At 39.4% G+C, this 22,370-nt stretch carries 19 protein-coding genes; 4 read left to right on the top strand and 15 right to left on the bottom strand.

Going from position 1 to position 22,370, the window contains the following annotated elements; genetic code table 11:
- Positions 1–91: 91 nt before the first annotated feature.
- From IAE20_RS06150 to IAE20_RS06135, 4 genes are all read right to left on the bottom strand, one after another.
- The gene (locus IAE20_RS06150; RefSeq protein WP_200481768.1) at positions 92–1,456 is read right to left on the bottom strand and encodes an MFS transporter; all 1,365 of its coding nucleotides are present in this window, start codon (positions 1,454–1,456) and stop codon (positions 92–94) included.
- Between the two features lie 90 nt (positions 1,457–1,546).
- Positions 1,547–1,879, bottom strand: a complete 333-nt coding sequence (locus IAE20_RS06145) for an NIPSNAP family protein (protein ID WP_200481769.1) — start codon at positions 1,877–1,879, stop codon at positions 1,547–1,549.
- A complete protein-coding gene (locus tag IAE20_RS06140; protein ID WP_200481770.1) occupies positions 1,869–3,653 on the bottom strand; it encodes an FAD-dependent oxidoreductase in 1,785 nt (594 codons plus the stop codon). Before IAE20_RS06140 ends, IAE20_RS06145 begins: the two co-directional genes overlap by 11 nt.
- Before the next feature lie 300 nt (positions 3,654–3,953).
- Positions 3,954–4,760 (bottom strand): IclR family transcriptional regulator C-terminal domain-containing protein, encoded by an 807-nt coding sequence (locus IAE20_RS06135; RefSeq protein ID WP_200459950.1) that lies wholly within the window; start codon positions 4,758–4,760, stop codon positions 3,954–3,956.
- Between the two features lie 184 nt (positions 4,761–4,944).
- Between IAE20_RS06135 and IAE20_RS06130 the strand changes: the two genes are divergently transcribed.
- A complete protein-coding gene (locus IAE20_RS06130) occupies positions 4,945–5,685 on the top strand; it encodes an SDR family NAD(P)-dependent oxidoreductase (RefSeq protein ID WP_200481771.1) in 741 nt (246 codons plus the stop codon).
- A gap of 62 nt (positions 5,686–5,747) precedes the next feature.
- On the opposite strand, the gene IAE20_RS06125 is transcribed toward IAE20_RS06130, so the two are convergent.
- From IAE20_RS06125 to efp, 10 genes are all read right to left on the bottom strand, one after another.
- On the bottom strand, positions 5,748–6,536 hold the full coding sequence (locus tag IAE20_RS06125; protein ID WP_200459948.1) for an alpha/beta fold hydrolase: 789 nt from the start codon (positions 6,534–6,536) through the stop codon (positions 5,748–5,750).
- A 130-nt stretch (positions 6,537–6,666) separates the two neighbouring features.
- Positions 6,667–8,103, bottom strand: a complete 1,437-nt coding sequence (locus tag IAE20_RS06120) for an amidohydrolase family protein (RefSeq protein WP_200481772.1) — start codon at positions 8,101–8,103, stop codon at positions 6,667–6,669.
- Entirely contained in the window at positions 8,103–8,897 is a 795-nt protein-coding gene (locus IAE20_RS06115) for an ABC transporter permease (protein WP_200481773.1), read from the bottom strand. Before IAE20_RS06115 ends, IAE20_RS06120 begins: the two co-directional genes overlap by 1 nt.
- A complete protein-coding gene (locus IAE20_RS06110; RefSeq protein ID WP_200459945.1) occupies positions 8,890–9,711 on the bottom strand; it encodes an ABC transporter ATP-binding protein in 822 nt (273 codons plus the stop codon). Before IAE20_RS06110 ends, IAE20_RS06115 begins: the two co-directional genes overlap by 8 nt.
- A gap of 49 nt (positions 9,712–9,760) precedes the next feature.
- Positions 9,761–10,747 (bottom strand): ABC transporter substrate-binding protein, encoded by a 987-nt coding sequence (locus IAE20_RS06105; protein ID WP_200481774.1) that lies wholly within the window; start codon positions 10,745–10,747, stop codon positions 9,761–9,763.
- Positions 10,748–11,298: 551 nt separating this feature from the next.
- Positions 11,299–12,204: a DUF58 domain-containing protein gene (locus IAE20_RS06100; protein WP_200481775.1), complete on the bottom strand. Its 906-nt coding sequence runs from the start codon at positions 12,202–12,204 to the stop codon at positions 11,299–11,301.
- 15 nt (positions 12,205–12,219) lie between these two features.
- Positions 12,220–13,179 (bottom strand): AAA family ATPase, encoded by a 960-nt coding sequence (locus tag IAE20_RS06095; protein WP_200481776.1) that lies wholly within the window; start codon positions 13,177–13,179, stop codon positions 12,220–12,222.
- 78 nt (positions 13,180–13,257) lie between these two features.
- Positions 13,258–13,557: a YbdD/YjiX family protein gene (locus IAE20_RS06090; RefSeq protein ID WP_200459941.1), complete on the bottom strand. Its 300-nt coding sequence runs from the start codon at positions 13,555–13,557 to the stop codon at positions 13,258–13,260.
- On the bottom strand, positions 13,554–15,665 hold the full coding sequence (locus IAE20_RS06085; RefSeq protein ID WP_200481777.1) for a carbon starvation CstA family protein: 2,112 nt from the start codon (positions 15,663–15,665) through the stop codon (positions 13,554–13,556). Before IAE20_RS06085 ends, IAE20_RS06090 begins: the two co-directional genes overlap by 4 nt.
- Before the next feature lie 166 nt (positions 15,666–15,831).
- Complete coding sequence (gene efp, locus IAE20_RS06080; protein WP_200459939.1) at positions 15,832–16,401, bottom strand: elongation factor P; 570 nt, start codon at positions 16,399–16,401, stop codon at positions 15,832–15,834.
- A gap of 70 nt (positions 16,402–16,471) precedes the next feature.
- Here efp and epmB point away from each other — a divergent pair, with 70 nt between their 5' ends.
- Genes epmB through IAE20_RS06065 form a run of 3 tightly spaced genes read left to right on the top strand, consistent with a single transcriptional unit; the run spans position 16,472 to position 21,372 of the window.
- Positions 16,472–17,488, top strand: coding sequence for an EF-P beta-lysylation protein EpmB (epmB, locus tag IAE20_RS06075; protein ID WP_200481778.1), 1,017 nt, complete (start codon positions 16,472–16,474; stop codon positions 17,486–17,488).
- A 15-nt stretch (positions 17,489–17,503) separates the two neighbouring features.
- The gene (locus IAE20_RS06070) at positions 17,504–19,255 is read left to right on the top strand and encodes a GTPase (RefSeq protein ID WP_200459937.1); all 1,752 of its coding nucleotides are present in this window, start codon (positions 17,504–17,506) and stop codon (positions 19,253–19,255) included.
- Complete coding sequence (locus IAE20_RS06065) at positions 19,237–21,372, top strand: EAL domain-containing protein (protein ID WP_200481779.1); 2,136 nt, start codon at positions 19,237–19,239, stop codon at positions 21,370–21,372. The genes IAE20_RS06070 and IAE20_RS06065 overlap by 19 nt, the downstream gene beginning before the upstream one ends.
- Before the next feature lie 125 nt (positions 21,373–21,497).
- Here the strand turns inward: IAE20_RS06065 and carO are convergent, their stop codons facing one another.
- Positions 21,498–22,250, bottom strand: coding sequence for an ornithine uptake porin CarO type 1 (carO, locus tag IAE20_RS06060; RefSeq protein ID WP_200459935.1), 753 nt, complete (start codon positions 22,248–22,250; stop codon positions 21,498–21,500).
- Positions 22,251–22,370: the final 120 nt, after the last annotated feature.

Genomic DNA, 22,370 nt, shown 5'->3' with positions numbered 1-22,370 from the left:
TACCTGATCAAAATACTGATCAAGCCAATTGATAATTTTTTAAAAAAGAGAGATCTGAGGATCAAACCCTTATGATCCTCAATCTGGAGTGTTATTGTTGATCCAAACTTAAACAGGAATTACCAACAGGTTTCGCTCGTCGGGCTTTTAACCCCTGAACTAAAACTGCAATGCCAGAAAGTACCGCAGGAATCATGAGTAATGTAAACATGGTTGAAAATGGCATACCCGAACCAATCATGGCTGCACCAGCAAATGCACTTAGAATCGCACCAAATCGCCCAATCCCGTTCATCCAGCTTGCCCCTGTTGCCCGTGCCGACGTTGGATAATAGCCTGTTGCCAAGGCACTGAGTCCGACCGAACCACCATTAAAAGTGAAACCAAGAATCCATGCAAAGATACACATTAAAAACATATCCTGATTGAAATGACCAAGTCCAAAAGTTGCTAGTGCGCCGATCATCATCGCAATAAACAACACCAGACGTGGACGAAAGCGATCCATGCACCAACCAAGTGTAATACTGCCAATTGGCCCACCAATCTGGAAGAATGAAGTAACAATAGCAGCTTGAGAAATAGTGAAATGATTTGCCTTAATTAAAGTTGGCAACCAGCTACTGCACAAATAAATAAGGAATAGCGCCATAAAATAGCTCATCCAGAGCATAATTGTGCCATAGCGATACTTGCTAGAGAGGATTAGGCTTAAACCAGATTTTTCAGTTTGAACTTCATTTAAATAAATCAGTTGTCCAGCATAAGACTGCTGTGGAAAAAGCTGTTTTAAGATGGCCTGTATTCTATGCTGAGACTTTGAATGTTTAACCAAATAGGTAATAGATTCAGGCATTTTCCCATATAGAAATGGCACTAAAATGAGCGGCAATATTCCACCCAGAATAAGCATACTGCGCCAACCGAACTCTGGAATCATCCATGCAGCTAGAAAGCCACCAGCGGCAGCGCCTAATGAAAAACCACAATACGCCACGGTTACTGAAAAAGAACGGCGATGATCTGGAGCATATTCAGAGGCTAATGTAGCTGCGTTGGGTGCAGCAGCACCTGCGCCTAATCCAGTTAGAAAACGATAAATAATTAAATGATTAATGTCGGTTGAGAAAGCAGTTAATAAGGTAAAAATGCCAAAGGCCAATACACTGAAAATTAAAACAGGTTTACGTCCAAATTTATCTGACAAAGGGCCAGAAACTAATGCTCCCACTGCAAGCCCAACTAAAGCTGCACTTAAAACAGGCGCGAGTTCCTGTGCACTGACGCCCCACTCCTGAATAATCTGCGGAGCGATCAATCCCATGACCACCACATCCAGACCATCTAGTGCAATAATCGCAAAACAGAAAAATAAAATTAGCTTTTGAACTTTACCCATTTTATTTTCGTTGAGTATTGTTTTTACATCCTTCCTTTGCATCTGACTTGTGCTCATTAGATTCTCCTGAGAAAAGCACGAAGTGACCCTTCGGTATTTTTCTCAAAATACCGTTCCTGAAGGGCGTTTTTTAAATAAATGGTTATGTTATGACTTGTTCAAAGCGGCTAACTGTACAGGCCTAACAATTTGATTGACTTGTGACATCACCAATCCTTGTGATGCTTTTAGATAAATCTGAAATTCAGGGTCAGTATCTCGAGCATAACTCCGTTTTTCATAATCATCTAAACTGTCATAGCCCCATAAATGCACTACCTGATTCAGTGTTCCAATACTGCTAACATAAAACCCAAGTGGTTCACCTAAATGCCTTTTTAAAACAGGCATGGCTAGTTGATTAAATACTTCCAGAAATTTGGGCATACAACGAGGTGTAATGTTATAGATTCGATGATCTACAATCGGTTTATGAAACATGACGTATTTCCTGATCTGACTGTTCATTTAAGGTCTGACTCTTCTGAAAACAGCGTAAGCCCTGACCACCCTTTGCCAAATCTGCAATATGTGAACCCGTAATATAACCAAAAGTCATAATTGGCCCAAGAGTAATGCCTGCCCCAGGATAATTCCCTCCCATAATACTGGCGCGATCATTCCCGACAGCATATAAGCCAGCGATTTTTTGATTGGATTGATCGAGCACTTCGCCTGTTACGGCCGTACGTATTCCATCAAAAGTTCCCAAATCGCCCATAAACACTTTGACAGCATAAAATGGGCCTTGTGTAATGGGCGCTACACATGGATTAGGCTTATGTTCTGCGTCTGCAAGATAACGGTTAAATGAAGTAGATCCACGATGAAATTCAGGATCTTCACCCTTGACAGCATCTACGTTGTAGCGCTCTACAGTTTTGACGAGTGTCTTGGCGTCAATGCCTGCTTGTTGAGCTAAGTCCTCCAAACGATTGCCTTTAATCAAATACCCTTTTTTGATTAATGGGGTTAATGGCATAGGCGCAGGTTTGGCATACCCCAAACCATATTTACTTATGGTTTTTTGGTCACAAATCAACCACATAGCAGTTTCATTGAACTCTTCGCAAGCACGCACTAAATCTGCGCCGACATCATGGTATGAATTTGATTCATTGGTAAAACGCTTGCCGTTTTTTAACACGCCGATGATACCGGGTTTATAACGATCCAATAGATGTGGAAAAACGCCGAAGCCATCAGAATAAGGAACTTTAGAAACAGGCATCCATGCAGAGGTGTCCTTATATTGAATATCGACGATTCCTCCAACAGATTCAGCTAAACGACAGCCATCACCAGTATTGGTTTTGGGGACAGGTGAAATATGTTCACCACCACGTCTCAAATGTGGATATGCTTGTTTTAAGCGAGCAATATCATGTGAAAAACCGCCACAAGCCAACACCACTCCATATCGGGATTTGATTTTAGAAGATTGTTGTTGGGATTTAACTTTTATACCTGTCACTTTGCCATTTTCAGAAATTAACGCCTGAACAGCAGCATCGGTATAAATAGGAATGTCCAGATCTAATGCAGATTTTGCCAAACGCGCAGCTAAAGCATTTCCACTAGTGACATTGGTGCCACGACCATAACGTGCCAATTCTTTTAAATGAATCGCCAACCGCTTTGCCACGTACATAAATGAAGTAAAAGACTTGGTTGCATTAAAGAAATGCTTCAAATCTGCATTGGATGAATTAAACATCATTCCAATAAATGTAATAGTTTTGAGTGGCGGACGCAGGCGTTGCATATGTTCACCCAAACCACGAATATCATAAGGTGCAGCCAACACTGAACGGCCAATATCCACCCCGCCTGGAGCATCAGGATGATAATCGGGATATAAAGTTGGAATAAATTTAACCGTAGTTTCTTGTTCAAAAAACTTTAACATTTCAGGGGCATAATCCAGAAATGCATTTACCGCGTCGGCATTAAAAAACTGTTTAGTTTCGTGCTTTAAATACTCAAGTGCAGCCTCGCGACTATCCTGTATACCATTTTGTTTGGCATGATGATTTCCAGGAATCCAGAGTACGCCACCAGAAAAAGCCGTTGTACCACCAAAGACCTGATCTTTTTCGAGTACAATTACATTTAAGCCTTTTTTTCTGGCAGTAATGGCAGTTGATAAACCTCCTGCGCCTGCACCGACAACAATTAAATCACATTCAAGCTGTTCGGGTAATGGTGTATTCATAGTGTCACTCCTTGCGACAGTTGCATACGTTCATTCGCCTGAGCGATGAAGGCTTCACAATCCAACTGTGATATCCAGAACGTCTTTTCTTTTTATTAAACTACTGAGCAAACACTATTCCGACCAGATCACTTTGTTCTAATTCAGGCGATCATCGCGCAAATCGACCTTATATCGTGCATTGTTTATAAAAACACCAGCTCACTCTCTTTTTTATTAAATATTTTTTAGAAACAATAAATTAAAATTTATAGATAAAAAAAGCGTTCTTTAAGAACGCCTTCATAGCTTTGGCCAGAGTTAAATCATATCTCTGATTTCTTTGGCAGCCTCACGTAACATAGGCAAAACCGTATTGACCAGATAGTGATCGTTCACCTTACTCATTGGTGCTACTGCATTTAGACTTGCTACAATATCGCCTGTTTGATTGACAATGGGAATTGCTATAGCAGTGACGCCTAATTCATATTCTTCAGCAGAAATACAGTAGCCCTTCATTTTAATGTCATCTAAAGCACCTAAAAAGGCCTCTTCCTCGGTGTAGGTATACGCGGTAAATCGCTTTAGGCCATATAATCTGATCCAGTTTTTCTGCTCTTCAAGTAATTTATGTGCCAGTAGAACTTTACCTGTGGATGAGGCATGTGCTGGAATACGATTGCCTAAATGAATCCCAAAAGGACTCACCCGAAAATTTGCATTTTGCGGGACACTTCGCGCGATCGGAACAACCTCATAACTATCCTGAACCACGACTGAAAATACCAGCGCAGTTTTTTCAGATAAATGATTCAAAACTGATTGCGCGACTTTGGGAAGATGTGCGGTACTTAGAAAAGCTCCTGAGAACTTTAAGACTTTATGCGTAAGCCAATAAAAGTAATCATCACTGTCTAGATAACCCAGAAACTTGAGAGTCTTTAAATAACGGCGCGCCGCAGTTCGAGTAATAGCTGTACGCTCTGCAACTTGTGTCACATTTAGACGCTGACGATCCGTTCCAAACGCTTCCAATATACTCAGGCCTTTTGCCAAACCTGCGATGTAATCATCATATTTAATAGTCTCTTGTGAGAGCTCGTGTTGAATAATTTGATCTCTCATCCATTTTCCCCTGTCATTCCCTGTCCGATGTTCGCTCAGTATGTATGAATATCGTCTAAAATCCCAGCCACGATCTTTAGCCAGAATAAGTAAACACGTAAGTTAAATAAAGGAAAACATCAGACTTCAAGCGCTATGCCGTCAACATCGCTGAATTCAGAATTTCGGATCAAGGAATCGTATTATGTCTAGACTAGAAAATAAAGTCTGTATTATCACTGGCGCAGCTTCGGGAATGGGAGAATCAGAAGCACTAGCTTTTGCACAACAAGGTGCCAGATTAATTATTGCAGATTTAAATCTCGAACAAGCCAATCAGGTTGCACAACAGATTGTTAATGCTGGTGGCGAAGCATTTGCCTATCAAGTAAATGTAACTGAGCTTGAACAATTACATCATCTGATCGAATTTACCGTCGAAAAGTTTGGACGTATTGATGTCTTACTCAATAATGCAGGTATTTTTGATAAATATACCAATAGTCTAGACACCAGCGAAGAACTCTGGGACGCAATGTTTGAGATTAATGTAAAAGCTATATTTCGTTTAAGCAATCTTGTTTTACCAAAAATGATTGAACAAGGCTCAGGCGCCATTATTAATATTGCATCTGTTGCAGGTCTAGTTGCTCAAATGGGTGGCGCATCCTATACCGCCTCCAAGCATGCAGTTATTGGTTACACCAAGCATTTGGCTGCTGTGTATGCCAAACATGGTATCAAAATTAATGCCATCTGCCCTGGCACTATTCGTACGCCTATGACCGCAAAAATGCTGGAAACCCGCCCAACCGACAAGATTCCATTAGATCGTTTTGGTGAGGCATCAGAAGTTGCCGAGTTAGCTATTTTCTTGGCATCGGATGAAGCACGTTTTATGAATGGTTCATGCATTACCATTGATGGGGGTTATACCATCGTTTAAATAAAAACCCCAGTTCAATTTAAAGTTGAACTGGGGCCTAAGTATCATGTGTTAAAGCTTAATTAATAAGCACGTGATTCACCTTGATCATGTAAAAAATCTTGAATGATTCTGATCACTTCTTCAGGTTTTTCTGCATGTAACCAGTGCCCTGCACCCTGAACTGTTTTAATTTCTGCTAAAGGAAATTGTTGACGAATATCTGTTTCATATTCAGCTTGAATATATTCAGATTTTGCCCCCTGTATAAATAAACATGGCTTATTCCACGGCTCAATGTCATTCCACCCAGTAATATGAGCGTATTGTTTTTCAATGGCATCTACATTAAACAACCAATGTCCTTGATTAAAAGACTTGAGTAAAAACATAATAACGCCATCTTGCGCAATATATTGCTTCATAATTTCAGTGGCTTGCTTACGACTCAGTTCATGTGGCTCTGCGCGTACTGCATTGATTGCATCCAAAATATCGCGATGACGATGTCCTTGATAAGCTACTGGACTGACATCCAGTACCATCAGTTTATCAACACGATTCGGATATAATCCTGCGATTTTCATGGAAGTTTTTCCACCCATTGAATGACCAATTAGGCTGAATTGTTGAATACCAAGCTCATCTAAAGTATCGATAACATCCTGCGCCATAATTTCATAATTCATTTCATCACTATGAGGTGATAAACCATGATTACGCAAATCAATTTGAATTATTTTATGATTGGTACTTAAGGCACGAGCAATAACACCCAGATTCGACAAACTACCAAATAAACCATGTAATAAAACCACTGGTTTGTTACTGGTCGCATGATCTGATTCGACGATATGAGTATTAAGTATCATAAGGATTTCCCTGTATTTATTTGCTCTATTACTAGACTAGCTCGGCTTGATAGCTTGATTCAAGCGACAAATACATTTTAGTAGCAAATAAAAAGCTCTCGATTGAGAGCTGTCTAATTTTAGTGCAAATCTAGGAAGCTAACGCTATCTTTTCAGCCCGTTGCTGAAGTTTTTTTACTGCATCCCGTGCCTGTACGGCTAACTCTTGCATATCCAAATGTGGAATGTGATTATTTTCAATAACCGTCTTGCCACCTATCAGCATATGTTTGATTTTTGCCTGTCCTCCGCTGGCTACAGGTCCAATTGCCATATCATGTAATCCCATATAACGTGGATCATCCAGTTGATAAACTACCAAATCGGCCTGCTGACCGACCTCAAGCGTACCAATATCAGATAAGCCAAGAATCTGAGCGCCGCCTTGAGTCCCCCAACGAATCACGTCTTCCACTGTAGCTGCATCAGCCCCTCCTTCAAAACGTCCGCCATCATATTTTGGTTGGGCAAACATGCCCTTGCGAGCGCGTTGTAACATCCATGTTGCATGAGCTTCAGACAACATATCTGCCGCTTCATTTGAAGCTGCTCCATCTACACCAATTGAGATATTCATTCCTGCTTGCTCCAACGTAACCAGATCAGCAATACCACTACCCAAACGTGCGTTACTTTGTGGACAATGTGCAATCCCCGTCTTGGTCTGCCCTAAAAGCTGAATTTCTTCAGGTAAGAGTTTGACCAGATGCGCAAACCAGACATCATCCCCAACCCAGTCATGTTCAGCACAAAACTGAACAGGAGTCATTCCAAATTTGGCGCGAGCTGCATCCAGATAATCAACAGTTTCAGACAAATGACTATGTAGGCGAATTCCTAAATGACGCGCCAGCTGTGCCATTTCACGTAATTGCTGAGGAGTCGTAGAATGCAAGGCTGTGGTAGGAGCCATAACAATCCGCTTGAATGCATTGGCGTTATTGTCATGATAAAGACCGACCAACCGTTCAACATCCATCATTACATCTTCAAATTTTTCTGGACGTAAAGCTTGTGGAAGCTCTGCTTCTAATCCACGCGTTAAAGTGCCTCCACCCCGACACAAGATAAAACGCAAACCCAATTGTTCTGCTTCATCAAATAGAACTTCTGCGCCATCAAAAGGCATATTAGGCCAATATAAATAATGATGGTCTGCCACGGTGCCACAGCCTGAACGCAATAATTCGATCAAACCGATACGTGCTGCCAATCGAAAAGTTTCTTCATCAAAAGCCCCCCGAAAACGATAAGGTGTAGCAGCCAGCCACGGCGTTAAACTCTGATTCAGCCCTTGCGGTTCACCTTTCAAAAGAGATTGAAATAAATGATGGTGAGTATTCACCCAAGCAGGATAAATTACACAATCTCGTGCATCAATAACTGTTTCATTGGCCTGTACGCTAAGTGACGCGCCTATATCGGTAATGATTCCATTTTCAATTCGGAGACTATCTGCATTTGTACGCGCAGCATCCCCTGCCAGACCCGTTAAAATCGCATGTGCATTCTTGATCAAATAATCCATTAGGCTTGCTCACTTTCATGCCATTTGTTTAAAAACATTTGACTTAACATTGACATCACAACGAATAAAACCAGACCGGTACAAGTGATTAAAAATAGTGCGGCAAACATGAGTGGTAAATCAAGTTGAAAACCCGCCTGCAAAATCTGATACGCCAATCCAGCACTACTTCCCCCAGTCCCTGCAACAAACTCAGACACAACCGCACCAATTAAGGCCAATCCACTAGAAATGCGCAGTCCACCAAAGAAATAAGGCAATGCGTTCGGCACACGCAAGTGCATTAATTCCTGCCAACGACTGGCTTTGTTAATGCGGAATAAATTCAATAATCCAGCATTTACACTACGTAAACCCAGCGTGGTATTGGTTAAAATGGGGAAAATAGCAACCAACATGGCACATACCACTAAAGCCAGAGTTGTGTTTTGAATCCAGATAATTACTAAGGGTGCAATTGCGACGATCGGTGTAACCTGAAACAAAATTGCATACGGCATAAAGCATGCTTCGATCACGCGACTTTGTACAAATAAAAAAGCGATCAGGGTTCCAATCACAACCGCGCACATGAAAGCCAGCAATGTCACTTTTAAAGTCACCCATAGACTTCCAAAAAGCAACCCTGATTGAGATGTCAATGCATGAGCAATATCTGTCGGTTTTGGAATCAAATAAACCGGTACATTGAGTTGTTGCAAACTAATTTGCCAAATCAACAACAAAATTACACCTAGCCCCAAAGGTGCTGCAATACGACGAAATTTAGGATGACTCATTAACGGCTTAACCATGATGTTCGCCTCCACTGGCATGTTCCAAAACTTCAGATAAATGCGCACATTGCTTCATGAAAACATCCGAATTTCTAAAATGTTCATCACGATGTTCAGGGCCTTCAATTTGAATATCAGCCACTACGCGCCCCGGACGCGCGCCCATGACAATAACCCGCGACGATAAAAAGACTGCTTCATAAATACTGTGTGTAACAAAGACCACGGTTAAATCACGCTCAGACCACAACGTTCGAATATCACTATCCAAGCGATGTCGAGTAAACTCATCCAGCGCACCAAATGGTTCATCCATCAGCAATAAATCTGGTTCAGTTACTAAAGCGCGGGCAAGTGATGCGCGCATCTGCATTCCACCAGAAAGTTCTTTAGGATAAGAATTTCCAAATTTCCCTAAACCAACTGACGTCAAAGCAGATGCAACTTTTTCATTGCTCACACTTTTAGATACATGGCGTAAATCCAGCGGCAACCGCACATTATCCTGAATATTTGCCCAAGGCATTAAGGTTGCCTCCTGAAATACCATTGCCATTTTGCATTGTGATTGCATATCTGTTTTACCATTCCAACGCACTTGTCCGGCAGATGGTTGTTCCAGATCAGCAAACATTTTTAGCAAAGTACTTTTACCGCAACCCGATGGCCCAAGCAGTGAAATAATTTCACCGCGTTGAATATCCAGATCAAAACGTTGCAACGCATGTGTGCCATTTGGATAAATTTTTTCTACGCCACGAACCATCAACATAGGACTGACTGGATTTTGATTGATTTCAGTTTGAGCCGAAATTGATACTGCTGAATTCATAATTAGGTTCCCCTCTTGCATTAGCGTGTTTACGACCTAATCCCCCAGCTTAATTTTTCTTGGCTACAGGTTTTACAAACTGAGTGGTATATGCAGATTTCCAGTCAACTTTGTTATCGAGTAATTTGGCCTGAACCATAAAATCACGCGTTTTCTTCCAACGAGCATCTGTCATTACACCAATCCCCATCATCTTGGCATCCCCTCCATCAATTAGACCCAACTGCTTCATTTGTGAAACGGCAAATGCTAAAAGTGGATCATCCATATTTGGATTTTCTTTTTTAATAATGGCATTACCCGCAGCAGGATTTTTAAGATAGCTTTTCCAGCCCTCCATAGAGGCTTGTACAAAACGACGCATCACATCTGGCTTACTTTGTAGAAGATCATTTCGGGTGACCAAAATACCGCCATAAGCGGGATAGCCGTCGTTGGCAAATAAGAAAAATTTACTGGAAGGTTCTGCTTTTTTGGCCTGAAAGACTTCTGACGTTGCATAAGCCTGTTGCACGACATTTTTACCTGCTAAAAACGGCTGCATATTAAAGGTATAAGGACGTGCCTGAGAATTGTCTAATTTATATTTAGCACGTAACCACGGCCACCAGCTTGCCTGCCCACTGGTTGAAACCAGAACAGTTTTACCTTTTAGATCAGCCAATGATTTCACATCACTATGAGTAATGACCCCCTGTGGATCAAACTGAAAAGGTGCCGCGATTGCTTTGATCGGAAAACCGCTTTCTATCCCTTTTAGTACTTGTAAATCATAATTAATAATGACATCTGCGCGTTTCGCCAATAGCAATGTCATATTATTAATTTGAGGGCCACCAATTTTGATGGTGACATCCAAGCCATGTTTTTTATAAATGCCTTCAGCCAGTGCTTGATAATATCCCCCCTGTTCAGCCTGTGCATACCATGTGGTTTGAAGAACAAGTTTGTCATTGGCTTGGGCCAAACTAGTGAAAAGTAATGATGCGGCAACCACAGCCAAACGCGTTTTGCCTAAACGGTGATAAATTTTCATAATAAAAAACCCCTGATGAATAGGTGAAAGCTTTTGCTATTCATTCAAAGGAGGAACTGAGTCTAGTAGTCAATTTATTTTTGACGAACTCTCAAAACTTTTATGTGAAACATAAAAAGCCTTGTCCCCCTAAGAGGAACAGCTTGCGCTGTAGAGCAATGTCCCATGCGACTGAACGCACTAACCGCTTATACTCAATTATAAAGTAGCAAGGGATGTGCCAAAATGACCCTAGCATCGAGATATAAATAAACCGATATAAGGCTATTATGAAATTTAAATATTTTAATCCAACAAAATTAATCTTAATTTATTTATTAACGTATTAATTAAAAACGTGATCTCATGATGAACTTGATTCGCGGGGTAAGCCTTCGACCAGATTTATTGTTTCATCAAAATTTATTGATGCCTATCTACCCATTTTCAGGCCATTCATACACCACGATCATTCTAATAAAGATAAAACAAATGAAGTTGCATCTTTTATGTGCAAAATTTATTTTCGGCAATATAACAAGTCAGAAAAGAACCAAGACTTGCAAATCAGTTCAAGCCTGCGCCAATAGCTTACGAGCTTCTATAGCATGATTTTCACCAGCCCCATGTTCAAGCTGTTGAGTCGGTAAATGTAAGCTATAAAAAATTTGTCGTTGCTCACAAAGTTCAATCAGAGCCATCATCCAACTCAGTTTTTGTTCATGCCCCTGACACGGAATCTGATGATAATCAATTTCAAACTGATGCTGATCCGATTCATTTTCAAACATTTTGACAAATAAGCCTTGTCCTCGAGCGACTTGTTTCCATGAAATTGCCTGAAATGAGTCTCCTTCCCTAAAATTACGAAGTTCACGAAATTCTTCTAAATCATGCTGATTCAACTGATATTGCTGTTTATATTCAAGTTCCAGATCCAAACTTTGCGGGGCAACCCATATTTCACGTTGTAAATATAAATAGGTCCAAGCCCGTACTAAACCAAACGGATAAGTTGAAAAAATTTGTATCGCAGGAAACTCAAATTTACCTCGATTTATAGGCGAAAATAAAAGCTCAATTTCCTGACTTATTTGATCGATAAGAACAACATGCTCTTGTGCTTCTATTTTTATTTTAATAAATCGGGCTGTTGGTTTTTTCTGTTTACAATGTAACTTAAGAATCAATGGATGACCAACTTGACCCACTTCAGAATAGATAACCTCAATATTTAACTGATGAAGCTGTTTGAAAGTGAGATAAAAACTCATGCATAGCACAGCACTAATCAGAAAACAAAAACCGAGAATCAGATTATTTGCATAATTAATGCCTGCGATAAAGGTAATCACAATCAAAGCCAAATATAAAAAACCTTGCTGATAAATGAAAACCAATATTTCACTTTGTTTTAGTGTCTTGAATTGATCGATCCGAAAACGCTTGGCAAACCAATCCTGAAAACCAGATAACATGGTTGATCCTTCCATTTATAGGGCATCTACAAGTTCCAGACACTGAAGAGCTTCATATTCAGTCATATTCATTCGATGGGCAGTCACTGCAACAAAAACTGCCTGTATATCATCTGCAATGACATAAGCGCGTTTTTCAATTAAGGCATGGGCCTGAGCTGCTAACTTCAAGGCTAAAACTCCACGCGTTGATAATCCATGTCGAGATTTACGGGTTTGTTCTGCCAAATCTAGTAAATATTCCAGCACGGCCTCACTTAAATAAACTTGCTTGACCATATTTTGCAATTCAAGGATCTCATTTGCACTGAAAACTGGCTGGATTTGGGCCACCAGATCTTGTCTGGAAGCTTGTTGTAATAATAATTTTTCCGCATTCCGAGAGGGATAACCCAGTGACAGTCGCATTAAAAAACGATCAAGTTGTGATTCAGGTAATGCATAAGTTCCGCTCTGAAACAAAGGGTTTTGTGTGGCCACCACCCAGAATGGTTGTGGTAAATCATAGCGCAAGCTGTCCACAGTAACTGCACCCTCCTCCATCGCTTCAAGTAAAGCACTTTGGGTCTTTGGACTACAGCGATTAATTTCATCTGCCAAAAGAATCTGAGTGAAAATTGGACCGTGTTTAAACTCAAAAACATGTTCTTTTTGATTAAACATATTAATCCCAATAACATCACTGGCTAGCATATCATTGGTAAACTGAATGCGTCCAAAATCCAGTCCAGCCAATCGAGCTAAAGCACTAGCCAATGTCGTTTTTCCTAAACCAGGCAAATCTTCAAATAAAATATGGCCACCTGCCAACAAACAGGCTAAAGCCAGTTGAGTTTGTTTTGATTTATCCAAAATAAGTTGATTAACTTCATCTAAAAATTGGTCAATCTTGGGGCTATAGAGCACAATTTTCTGGTTAATCTCTAAATTTCCCCGATTCAGTTCAGGTTTTTTTAGTTTTTCCATGCCCCACATCACAAACTTCCTTAATAAAAAAGGTGTATGAATTAACATACACCTTTTTTGTTTTTTTCTAAAGAAATTAAACAGATATCAACATGGGCACTTTTTTAAGTTCCCGTTGGACGGATAACGTGAATCCACACAATGCCGATAAAATGTCTTGGCATCCATTGGTTCCAGATCAGCATGATGTTTTCGCATATGTTCAAGGTAAGTGTCATAATCAGGGACACCTACCATTAAACGAAAACTTTGCTGTAACCGTTTAAACAATGTGGCAATACGTGACCAGTTCTTTGGAGAAAGCAATACGTCTTTCTGCGACAGAATAGTCATTTTAATGATTTTAACAATCACTGCACGACCATTATGAGCTATTTTCAGATTCATGAGCCTTCACCTCGTGTTGAAGCAGGTACGCCTGTTTCAGGATCTGCATACACCGCTGGAGCTTCATGAGTCGTTGGTTCACGGCTAGCCAAAGCACGACGAATCACTCCAATAGATGCAATTACCATCACCACTGCCACAATCATAAAGAAAGCACAAAGTACGGCATTAATTTGATTGGAAAGCACCACAGTTTGCATTTCAGCCACAGTTTTAGCTGGAGCCAACATTTCACCGCGACCCATCGCATCTGAAAAACGATTTGCTTGTGCAAGGAAACCAATTTTCGGATTTTCATGAAAAATCTTTTGCCAGCCCGCAGTCATACAGGTGATTAACAAGAAAATCGTTGGGACAATCGTGACCCAAACATATTTTTCTTTCTTCATTTTAAATAAAATCACTGTACCAAGAATAAGGGCCATCGCTGCCAGCATTTGGTTACCAATACCAAATAAAGGCCATAATGAGTTAATTCCACCTAACGGGTCGACTACGCCCTGATAAACGAAGAAACCCCAACCGCCGACTGCGACAGCAGTACCAATCACATTGCCAATAAATGATCCTGACTTTTTAATCGCAGGAATAACAATACCCACTGTATCTTGCACCATAAAACGGCAAGCACGCGTACCCGCATCGACCGCAGTTAAAATAAATAATGCTTCAAACAAAATAGCAAAGTGATACCAGAAAGCCATCATTGAGCGATTATTAAAAATTTCAGAAATGATATGCGCCATACCAATGGCGAAAGTTGGTGCACCGCCTGTACGCGATAAGATGGTAGACTCGCCTACTTCCTGAGCAAGTAAAGTCAACATTTCAGGTGTTACTACAAAGCCAATATTACGCACAGCTTCTGATGCACTTTCAACAGTAGTACCTAATACTGCGGCTGGCGCATTAATGGCAAAATAAACACCAGGATCAAGCACAGTGGCACAGATCATCGCCATAATAGCAACAAATGATTCCATCAGCATGCCACCATAACCAATCACACGGATATCTTTTTCGTTTTCGATCAGTTTTGGTGTAGTACCACTTGATACTAATGCATGGAAACCTGAAATTGCACCACAAGCAATCGTAATAAATAAGAATGGAAATAAACTACCAGCAAAAACTGGGCCCGTGCCGTCAATAAAGTGAGTGACTGCTGGCATTTTTAGCTCAGGTAATGCAACAACAATACCGATTGCTAAACCGACAATTACCCCAATCTTAAGGAAAGTCGATAAATAGTCACGCGGCGCAAGTAATAACCAGACAGGTAAAACGGAGGCAATAAAACCATAAATGATCAGACACCATGTTAATTGCGTTCCAGTTAAAGTAAAAAATGGCCCCCAGTATGGATCAGCCGCGATATGACCACCGTAAACGATCGCCAGCATCATCAGTACAAAACCAATAATTGAAACTTCTGCAATTTTTCCGGGACGTATATAACGCATATATACCCCCATCAACAATGCAATTGGAATCGTTGCAGCAATACTGAATACGCCCCACGGACTGTGCGCAAGTGCTTTTACTACCACCAGTGCCAATACAGCCAGAATGATGATCATCACACCGAGCGCACCGAGCATCACCACGACACCCGCAAATGAGCCAAGTTCCTGTTTTGCCATTTCACCCAGCGACTTTCCATCACGTCGTGTAGAAATAAACAAAACCAGAAAGTCTTGAACTGCACCAGCCAAGACCACACCGACTAACAGCCAGATTGTTCCTGGTAAATAACCCATTTGCGCTGCGAGAATTGGACCGACTAAAGGCCCTGCTCCTGCAATAGCGGCGAAGTGATGCCCAAATAAAACGTATTTATTTGTAGGTACATAATCCAGACCATCCGCCAAACGATGTGCGGGTGTTAAACGTCTCGAATTAAGTTCAAATACACGAGTGGCAATAAATAGACTATAAAACCGATAAGCAATGCTATAAACACAAACTGCAGCTAAAACCATCCAGACTGCATTGACATGTTCACCACGACTAATTGCCAAAATCCCAAAAGAAACGGCACCAATAATCGCGACTAGACTCCAGAGTAATTTTGAGGGGAGTGTAGATTTCCTTTGAATTGTATCCATTCATGACCTCATTATTTATGATTAACTGCCCTAAAATTCAGTTCCATCTTTTATAGAGAATTTCCTTGTGACTTTACTCCTCATCTTGTTATTTTCATCTAATACTTTGGCATAAAAAAAGGGATGATTGTGATCATCCCTTTCATAATAGTCTATTTTTAAACCATTATGCACGCTCTAAATATTCACCAGTACGGGTATCTACACGAACGCTTTCTTCCTGCTGAACAAATAACGGTACGCGAACTACAGCACCAGTTTCAAGTTTCGCAGGTTTACCACCACCACCCGATGTATCACCACGAACACCTGGATCAGTTTCAACAATTTTTAAAACCACGAAGTTTGGTGCGCTGACATTTAATGGTACGCCATTAAATAACATAATACTGCATTTTTCATTCGAGTCATCTTTTAACCATTTAGCAGCATCACCCATGGCAACTTTATCTGCAGCGATTTGCTCGAAGGTTACAGGATCCATAAAGTTCCAAAGCTCACCATCATTATATAAGTAGTCCATTTCTACTTCTACAATATCAGCAGCTTCCAATGAATCACCAGACTTAAACGTTTTTTCTAAAACTTTACCTGTTTTAAGGTTACGAAGTTTTACACGGTTGAATGCCTGACCTTTACCAGGTTTAACATATTCGTTTTCCATGATTGAACATGGGTTACCGTCAAGCATGACTTTAAGGCCTTGCTTGAATTCATTTGTAGAATAACTGGCCATGACTGGCACACTCCAAACTTACTAACTTAAATGTATTAATGCTAGACTAGCATTATTTTTTCCGTGTCGCATGATAAACTATTTGTATCAAGAGCAAAACTGGCAAAAACAACTCAATGATCTAATCATTGATCCGTTAGAGCTGTTAAATGTATTACAACTGTCTAAAGAACAATTGTTATCTGGTGCTATTCTTGCTTCAAAGGATTTTAAATTACGTGTACCTCGTGCTTTTGTAGAAAAAATGCAACTGGGAAATCCTCTTGATCCCCTGCTTTTACAAATTTTACCGCACCATCTTGAGCTTAAGGAACATCCTGAATTCGTCTCAGATCCGCTGAGAGAAGAAGCGGCCAATCAACTTCCAGGGGTGTTACATAAATATAGCTCCAGATTTTTACTTACCTTGACTGGTGCTTGTGCAGTTCATTGTCGTTATTGTTTTCGCAGACATTTTCCTTATCAGGAAAATTTGCCAAAAAATGAAGACTGGCTAAATATTAAAAACTATATAGAAAGTCATCCGGCTATTCATGAAGTCATTTTGAGTGGCGGCGACCCTCTCACGCTGTCCAATCGTAAATTACAACTCTGGCTAGAAAGAATTGAATCACTCCCACAGATAAAAATTTTGAGAATTCATTCACGAGTTCCGATTGTTATTCCCAACCGTGTCGATGAAGAGCTCATTTCTCTATTAAAAAACAGTAGGCTACGCATTATAGTGGTGGTACACTCAAATCATGCTTCAGAGCTTGATGAATATACCTGTAACAAGCTTGCTGCGTTATCATTTGAGCAAATAACTGTGTTAAATCAGGCAGTTTTACTTAAGGGTGTGAATGATAATGCACAAACACTGATTGACCTCAGTCATCGATTGTTTGAAGCTCGTGTTATGCCCTATTACTTACATGTTTTAGATAAAGTGAAAGGTGCACAGCACTTTGATGTTGTATCATCAAAAATTGACCATATATATCAGGAAGTCTTAGCGAATTTACCGGGTTATCTGGTTCCTAAGCTGGTTAGGGAAATCGCGGGCGAAAAAAATAAAACACCGCTATTTGGGGTTTCAACATTTTGAGTTGAATAATAAACTATGATGAATCAAACTTTTACGGATATTTTTGAAACATCTACAGCGTTAAGTCGAGATGAATTAAGCTTTAGTGAGTCAAATGTTAAAGCAGTTTCGGACTGGGTTTCATCATTATCCATTATGCAATTAGGGGATACTTCTCGAGCTTTATTTTCGGCATTAATTGAATTATCTGAACTAAATTGCTCTGAAACATTGCGTTTTGATCTACTACAAACCATGCATCCCGTGCTTGAAAATGTGTTAGCAAGTTTTGAAAAACATTTTTTTAATCAAGGTCTTATAAATACAGATCGAAACGAGCATATTATTGAGCTGGCAATCTTGTTACGCAAACATTTTGCAGGCATTTATATTGATATCGTCAGACGTAGCACGGAACAACTCGATCAAAATAAATTTTCTGTCTTTGCATTACATAAGAAAAAAAATCTGCAAACGGCACGAACTCTAGCGATATTTTATGGCCTGCAACAACTTACTGAGTTGTTGTATCAGGAACATATGCTTTATAGTGAACCAATGGCTGGACAATGGTTAATCGCACATTATCTGTATGAAATTGCAATGAAGTCTCATGTACATTTGATCAATATCAATCAATTACAAGGTACTCAAAACCAACTTAATAATATTACGCAAGCCTACGCACAACTAATCTTACTGGATATTTTAAACACCAATCAGATTCGTCAGGCTGAGATACAAGCTTTATATCAATGTAGTTATGATTGGGCAAAAAAAATACAGATTTATCCCAAAGAAACCACTCTATCAAAATATGTTATTGATACAAAAAAAGATCACCCTCCTGTCTATAACAAACATCAAAATTCAGGATTTACACCCTCTGTGTATGTGGTGATACAGGATTTACTTGAACATATTACTGCGACTTTGCATCGTAATGCCGATTATCTTTCCCAAACTGAGAAAATCTATTTAAGTCCAGCACTTAAGTTTCATGTACAAAATATTCTAGGCACAATTGCTGAACGGCAACATGAACGTTACGAATATTCAGCGCAGTTACAAATTTGTTTTGGTTTACTGACAGCACATTTTTATTTATCCAAAGCCAAAAATTTTAATGAAACTTTGCAGCTTGATAGTCATTATGGGTTTCAAAATAGTTCAAAAACTGCATCTGGCTTAACCCAACAAGAATCATCAGCTCATGTACCTAATAATCAGCGATTAAACCGTGAAGCTAAACTGATTTATCAAACTGAAGTTCTAGATATCAGTGTAAATGGTTATCGGATTAAATGGACTGAAGAAGCTCCCAAAAATTTAAGAACGGGTGAATTTATACTGGTTAAAGAAAATACGCATAGCCAATGGCGTGGTGGGGTAATTCGCTGGATTAAACAGTCTGCTGAAAAAAGTCTGGAAATTGGTCTGGAAATTCTTGCTCAAGATATTTTTCCATGTGCGGTTCGCGTACAGGCAGACCGTCATAGCAATAATTATTACCCTGCCCTACTCATGCAAAGTCAAAATCTTGATCAGGTCAAAACCACACTCATCTTACCAGGTTCACAAATTTTTAGAGAACAACAAGGCATTCATTTAAGGTTAGAAAAAGAAGAGTTCAAAGTTTATTTGCTCAAAGCACAGCTTATTACTCAAAGCTTTGTACAATTTGACTATGAACTTTTAGATGAGCAGCAACAGAATAGCCTGAAAGACTTTATGTTTAAGCAGGTCAAAGATTCAGATAATCAAGATTTATGGGAAGCTTTAAAGTGAGAAACTCGTTACTTTCTAAAAAGTTAAAATTAAGCAAAACACGTTTACTCATTATTGATGATAACCAGCTTCGTTATAATCAAATTATTGAACTGTTTGAATCCAAAAATCATCAGGTTCAAGCTACTTTGCTTGATGATCTAAATACATTTGAAAAGCAATTGAATATTGGCTGGGACATCGTCATTTTTGGACGTGCTTATGACTTGAAGATTGAACAGGTGCTTTCCCTGATTCAAGCTTCATCTCAACCTAATTTGCCCGTTCTTTTGTTGACTCCAGATCAATATGCTTCAAATGAATATCTCAGTTATATTCAAAAAGGCGTCTATGAAATTATTGACCTTAACTTGCCTGAACAAGTATATATTGCAATTGTCAGAGCCTTATCTTATAGCCGCCTGCAACAAAATGAACAGCGTTTACTGGAAGAACTAGATACTGCGCATTCGCATGTTCAGTCCAAAATAAAAGAAAGTAATAAAGCCGTTGCTACTCTTCAAGAAGGGATTCATACCAAGGCTAACTCAGAATATTTAGCAATTTTTGGTTTAAAAAGTGAGAATGAGTTAATTGGATTACCGATTCTGGATATTTTACAGCCAACAGATCTGAATCATTTTAAACAAAAATTCAAACGCGTTTCTCAAGGCATATTTGATCAATCAAGTCTTGATATCGTATCTAGAAATCCAGCTATAACCGTTTCAAACCCATTAAAAATCGAGTTTTTACCTTGCGATGATGAAGAAGACGCGGTGCAACTCACTATTGAATGTGAAGAAAATAACATTTCCACTGCTCCTCAAACGTCTATCCCTTCTCAATCTATTGAATCAGACAAACTTTCTCCGACGATTAATGCGTTTAATGCCATTAATCGCCAGCTAAACAAACAACCTGCGGATGCCAATGCATTAGTCGTTATCACTCTTTCAAGCTGTCCAGACGATGCGTTTAAGTACACGCTAGAAACGATCAAAACCTATTTTTCCAGCATTTATGGATTTATAAAAGAGCAGGTAAATGTTTCTGTTTTTAAGATTAATCCAGTTTTATACGTAGCCCTATTTCAGGCAGAATCTGATCAAGTCTTAAAATCTCAATTAATTAGTCTAAAATCTTTGGAAAAGCCTCAATTATTAAGTGTTGGAAGTTCCACACTCGCTCTCCATTTACATTTAGGCTATCTGGTTTTAAATCAACCAAACATTAAAGATGAAAAAAGTTTTGATCATTTGTTAGAACAGGCATTTGCTCAACGTTTGCCAAATATGGAACAAAGTTTGTCTCAACGTGACTTAGGTCAGGTAACAGGTCTAAAAGAACTCAGTATCAGCACAGAGAATATTCCTAAAGTACAACAATCAATTCTTCAAGCACTTCAGCAAAAACTGGATGCGAGTGATATTCATTTAAAATATCAGCAACTTTATGATAAACAGGATAGTGATCTCTATACTTATGAAGTAACCAGTGGTTTTATTTATGATAATAGCTGGCAAGACATTAATCAGTTACCCGATTTGCGGGATGACCCCGAACTTTCCATCAAGGTTGATCGCTGGATTCTTGTTGAAGCATGCAAGCAGTTACATAATTTTTTAACGCAATACCCAACTGCTAGACTCATTATTAACTTAAATCGTCACATTCTTTTAAATGATAAGCAATTGCCTGAGTTAATGAGCAAACTTTTGACCATTGTCGGTAGTCGAGCAAAAGCTCCTCTAACTTTGCAATTTTCTGAAGAATCAATCAGTCAAAATTTACCCTTAGCTCAACAACAATTTGCTAAATTAAAGCAAAATGAAGTTGAAATCTCTGTGCGTGATTTTGGTATGTCAATATATAGCGAATCTATTCTAAGTCAGATTGATCTTGATTCCCTAAGCTTGCATCACAACTTATGTAAAATGCTAAGTTCAGATAAAGATCTCCCTCAACTTCAACAAAAGCTGGAAAACTTTCATCATATCAAGCCTGTTGAAATTTTAGCACGGGATTTAAATGATATGACGATGTTTGCAAATGCATGGAACATTGAAGCCCGTTACTTACAAGGTAATTATTTCCAAAAGAAATTAGATCGATTGACGGATGTGCAAGATCAATAGCCAATAGGACATAATAAAGAACCCATAAAGGATTTATTGTTCTTTTACATTTTTATGCTTATCTCAAATAAAAAGAACCGCAATTGCGGTTCCTTTTTATTGTATTTGATTAAGTCAGAATAATCTTACCAATAGAAGTTTACACCAACTTTACCAACTGGTAACCATTGGTACTTATCATCGTTACGGATTTTGTTTTCTTCGTTATCCACAGCTTCTTGAGCACCTGTAGTGTTGCCTGTTACTGGAGCAAGATTGTATTGAGCTAATTCAACTTTCGGATTTCCTGTATAATACGCCCCGACTTCTGCAAACACCCCCCAATTTTTATTAAATTTTGGTGCAAAACCAAAACCTAAATATGGAGAAATATTGTTTTCGTAGCTCATTTTCCCACGAACACCGCCTTCTTGTCCTGCAACTGCCTGTTGATAATTCTTACCATCAATAGACAACGTATCGCCATTACCAATACGCTTCGCAAGATCATAATCATTATCTAAATACGCTGCACCTGCTGCAACATATAACCCTTGAGCCCACGGATTAGCACTTGCGCCCCAAGGACGAATTTCAGCATTTAAATAGATATTGTTGTTATCCATATCAAGGTCATACTTCGTGCCATTTACCGAGACATCATCTGTCCAAGAAATGTCACCACCGTTATAACCCAAAGCCAAACCTACATATGGATTCGCTTGCCACAGCAAAGCACCACCATAACCTGTTGTCCCAACTTCAGCACGAACACCAACTGGTAAAAGTTGTTTTTGATCAAATGCATAATGATCCTGTACAACAGTATCATCCGCCATTGTGGTGCCTGCTACAGCAGCTAAAGCACTAGCAACTGCAATTAGTTTTAATGTTTTCATTGCTATCTCCTCAAAAGATTTTTCTCAAACTTTCATCTAAAATGAATTTTTTTGTGTAGAGGTATCTTATGAGAAAGATTGGATGGGTTTTATACAAGAATTGATCATTTTCTGTTAAGT

The organism is Acinetobacter sp. S54 (genome assembly GCF_016624945.1).
Taxonomy (GTDB): domain Bacteria; phylum Pseudomonadota; class Gammaproteobacteria; order Pseudomonadales; family Moraxellaceae; genus Acinetobacter.
The sequence above is the reverse complement of the archived record's forward strand: the minus strand, read 5'-3'. Positions and strand labels throughout refer to the sequence as shown.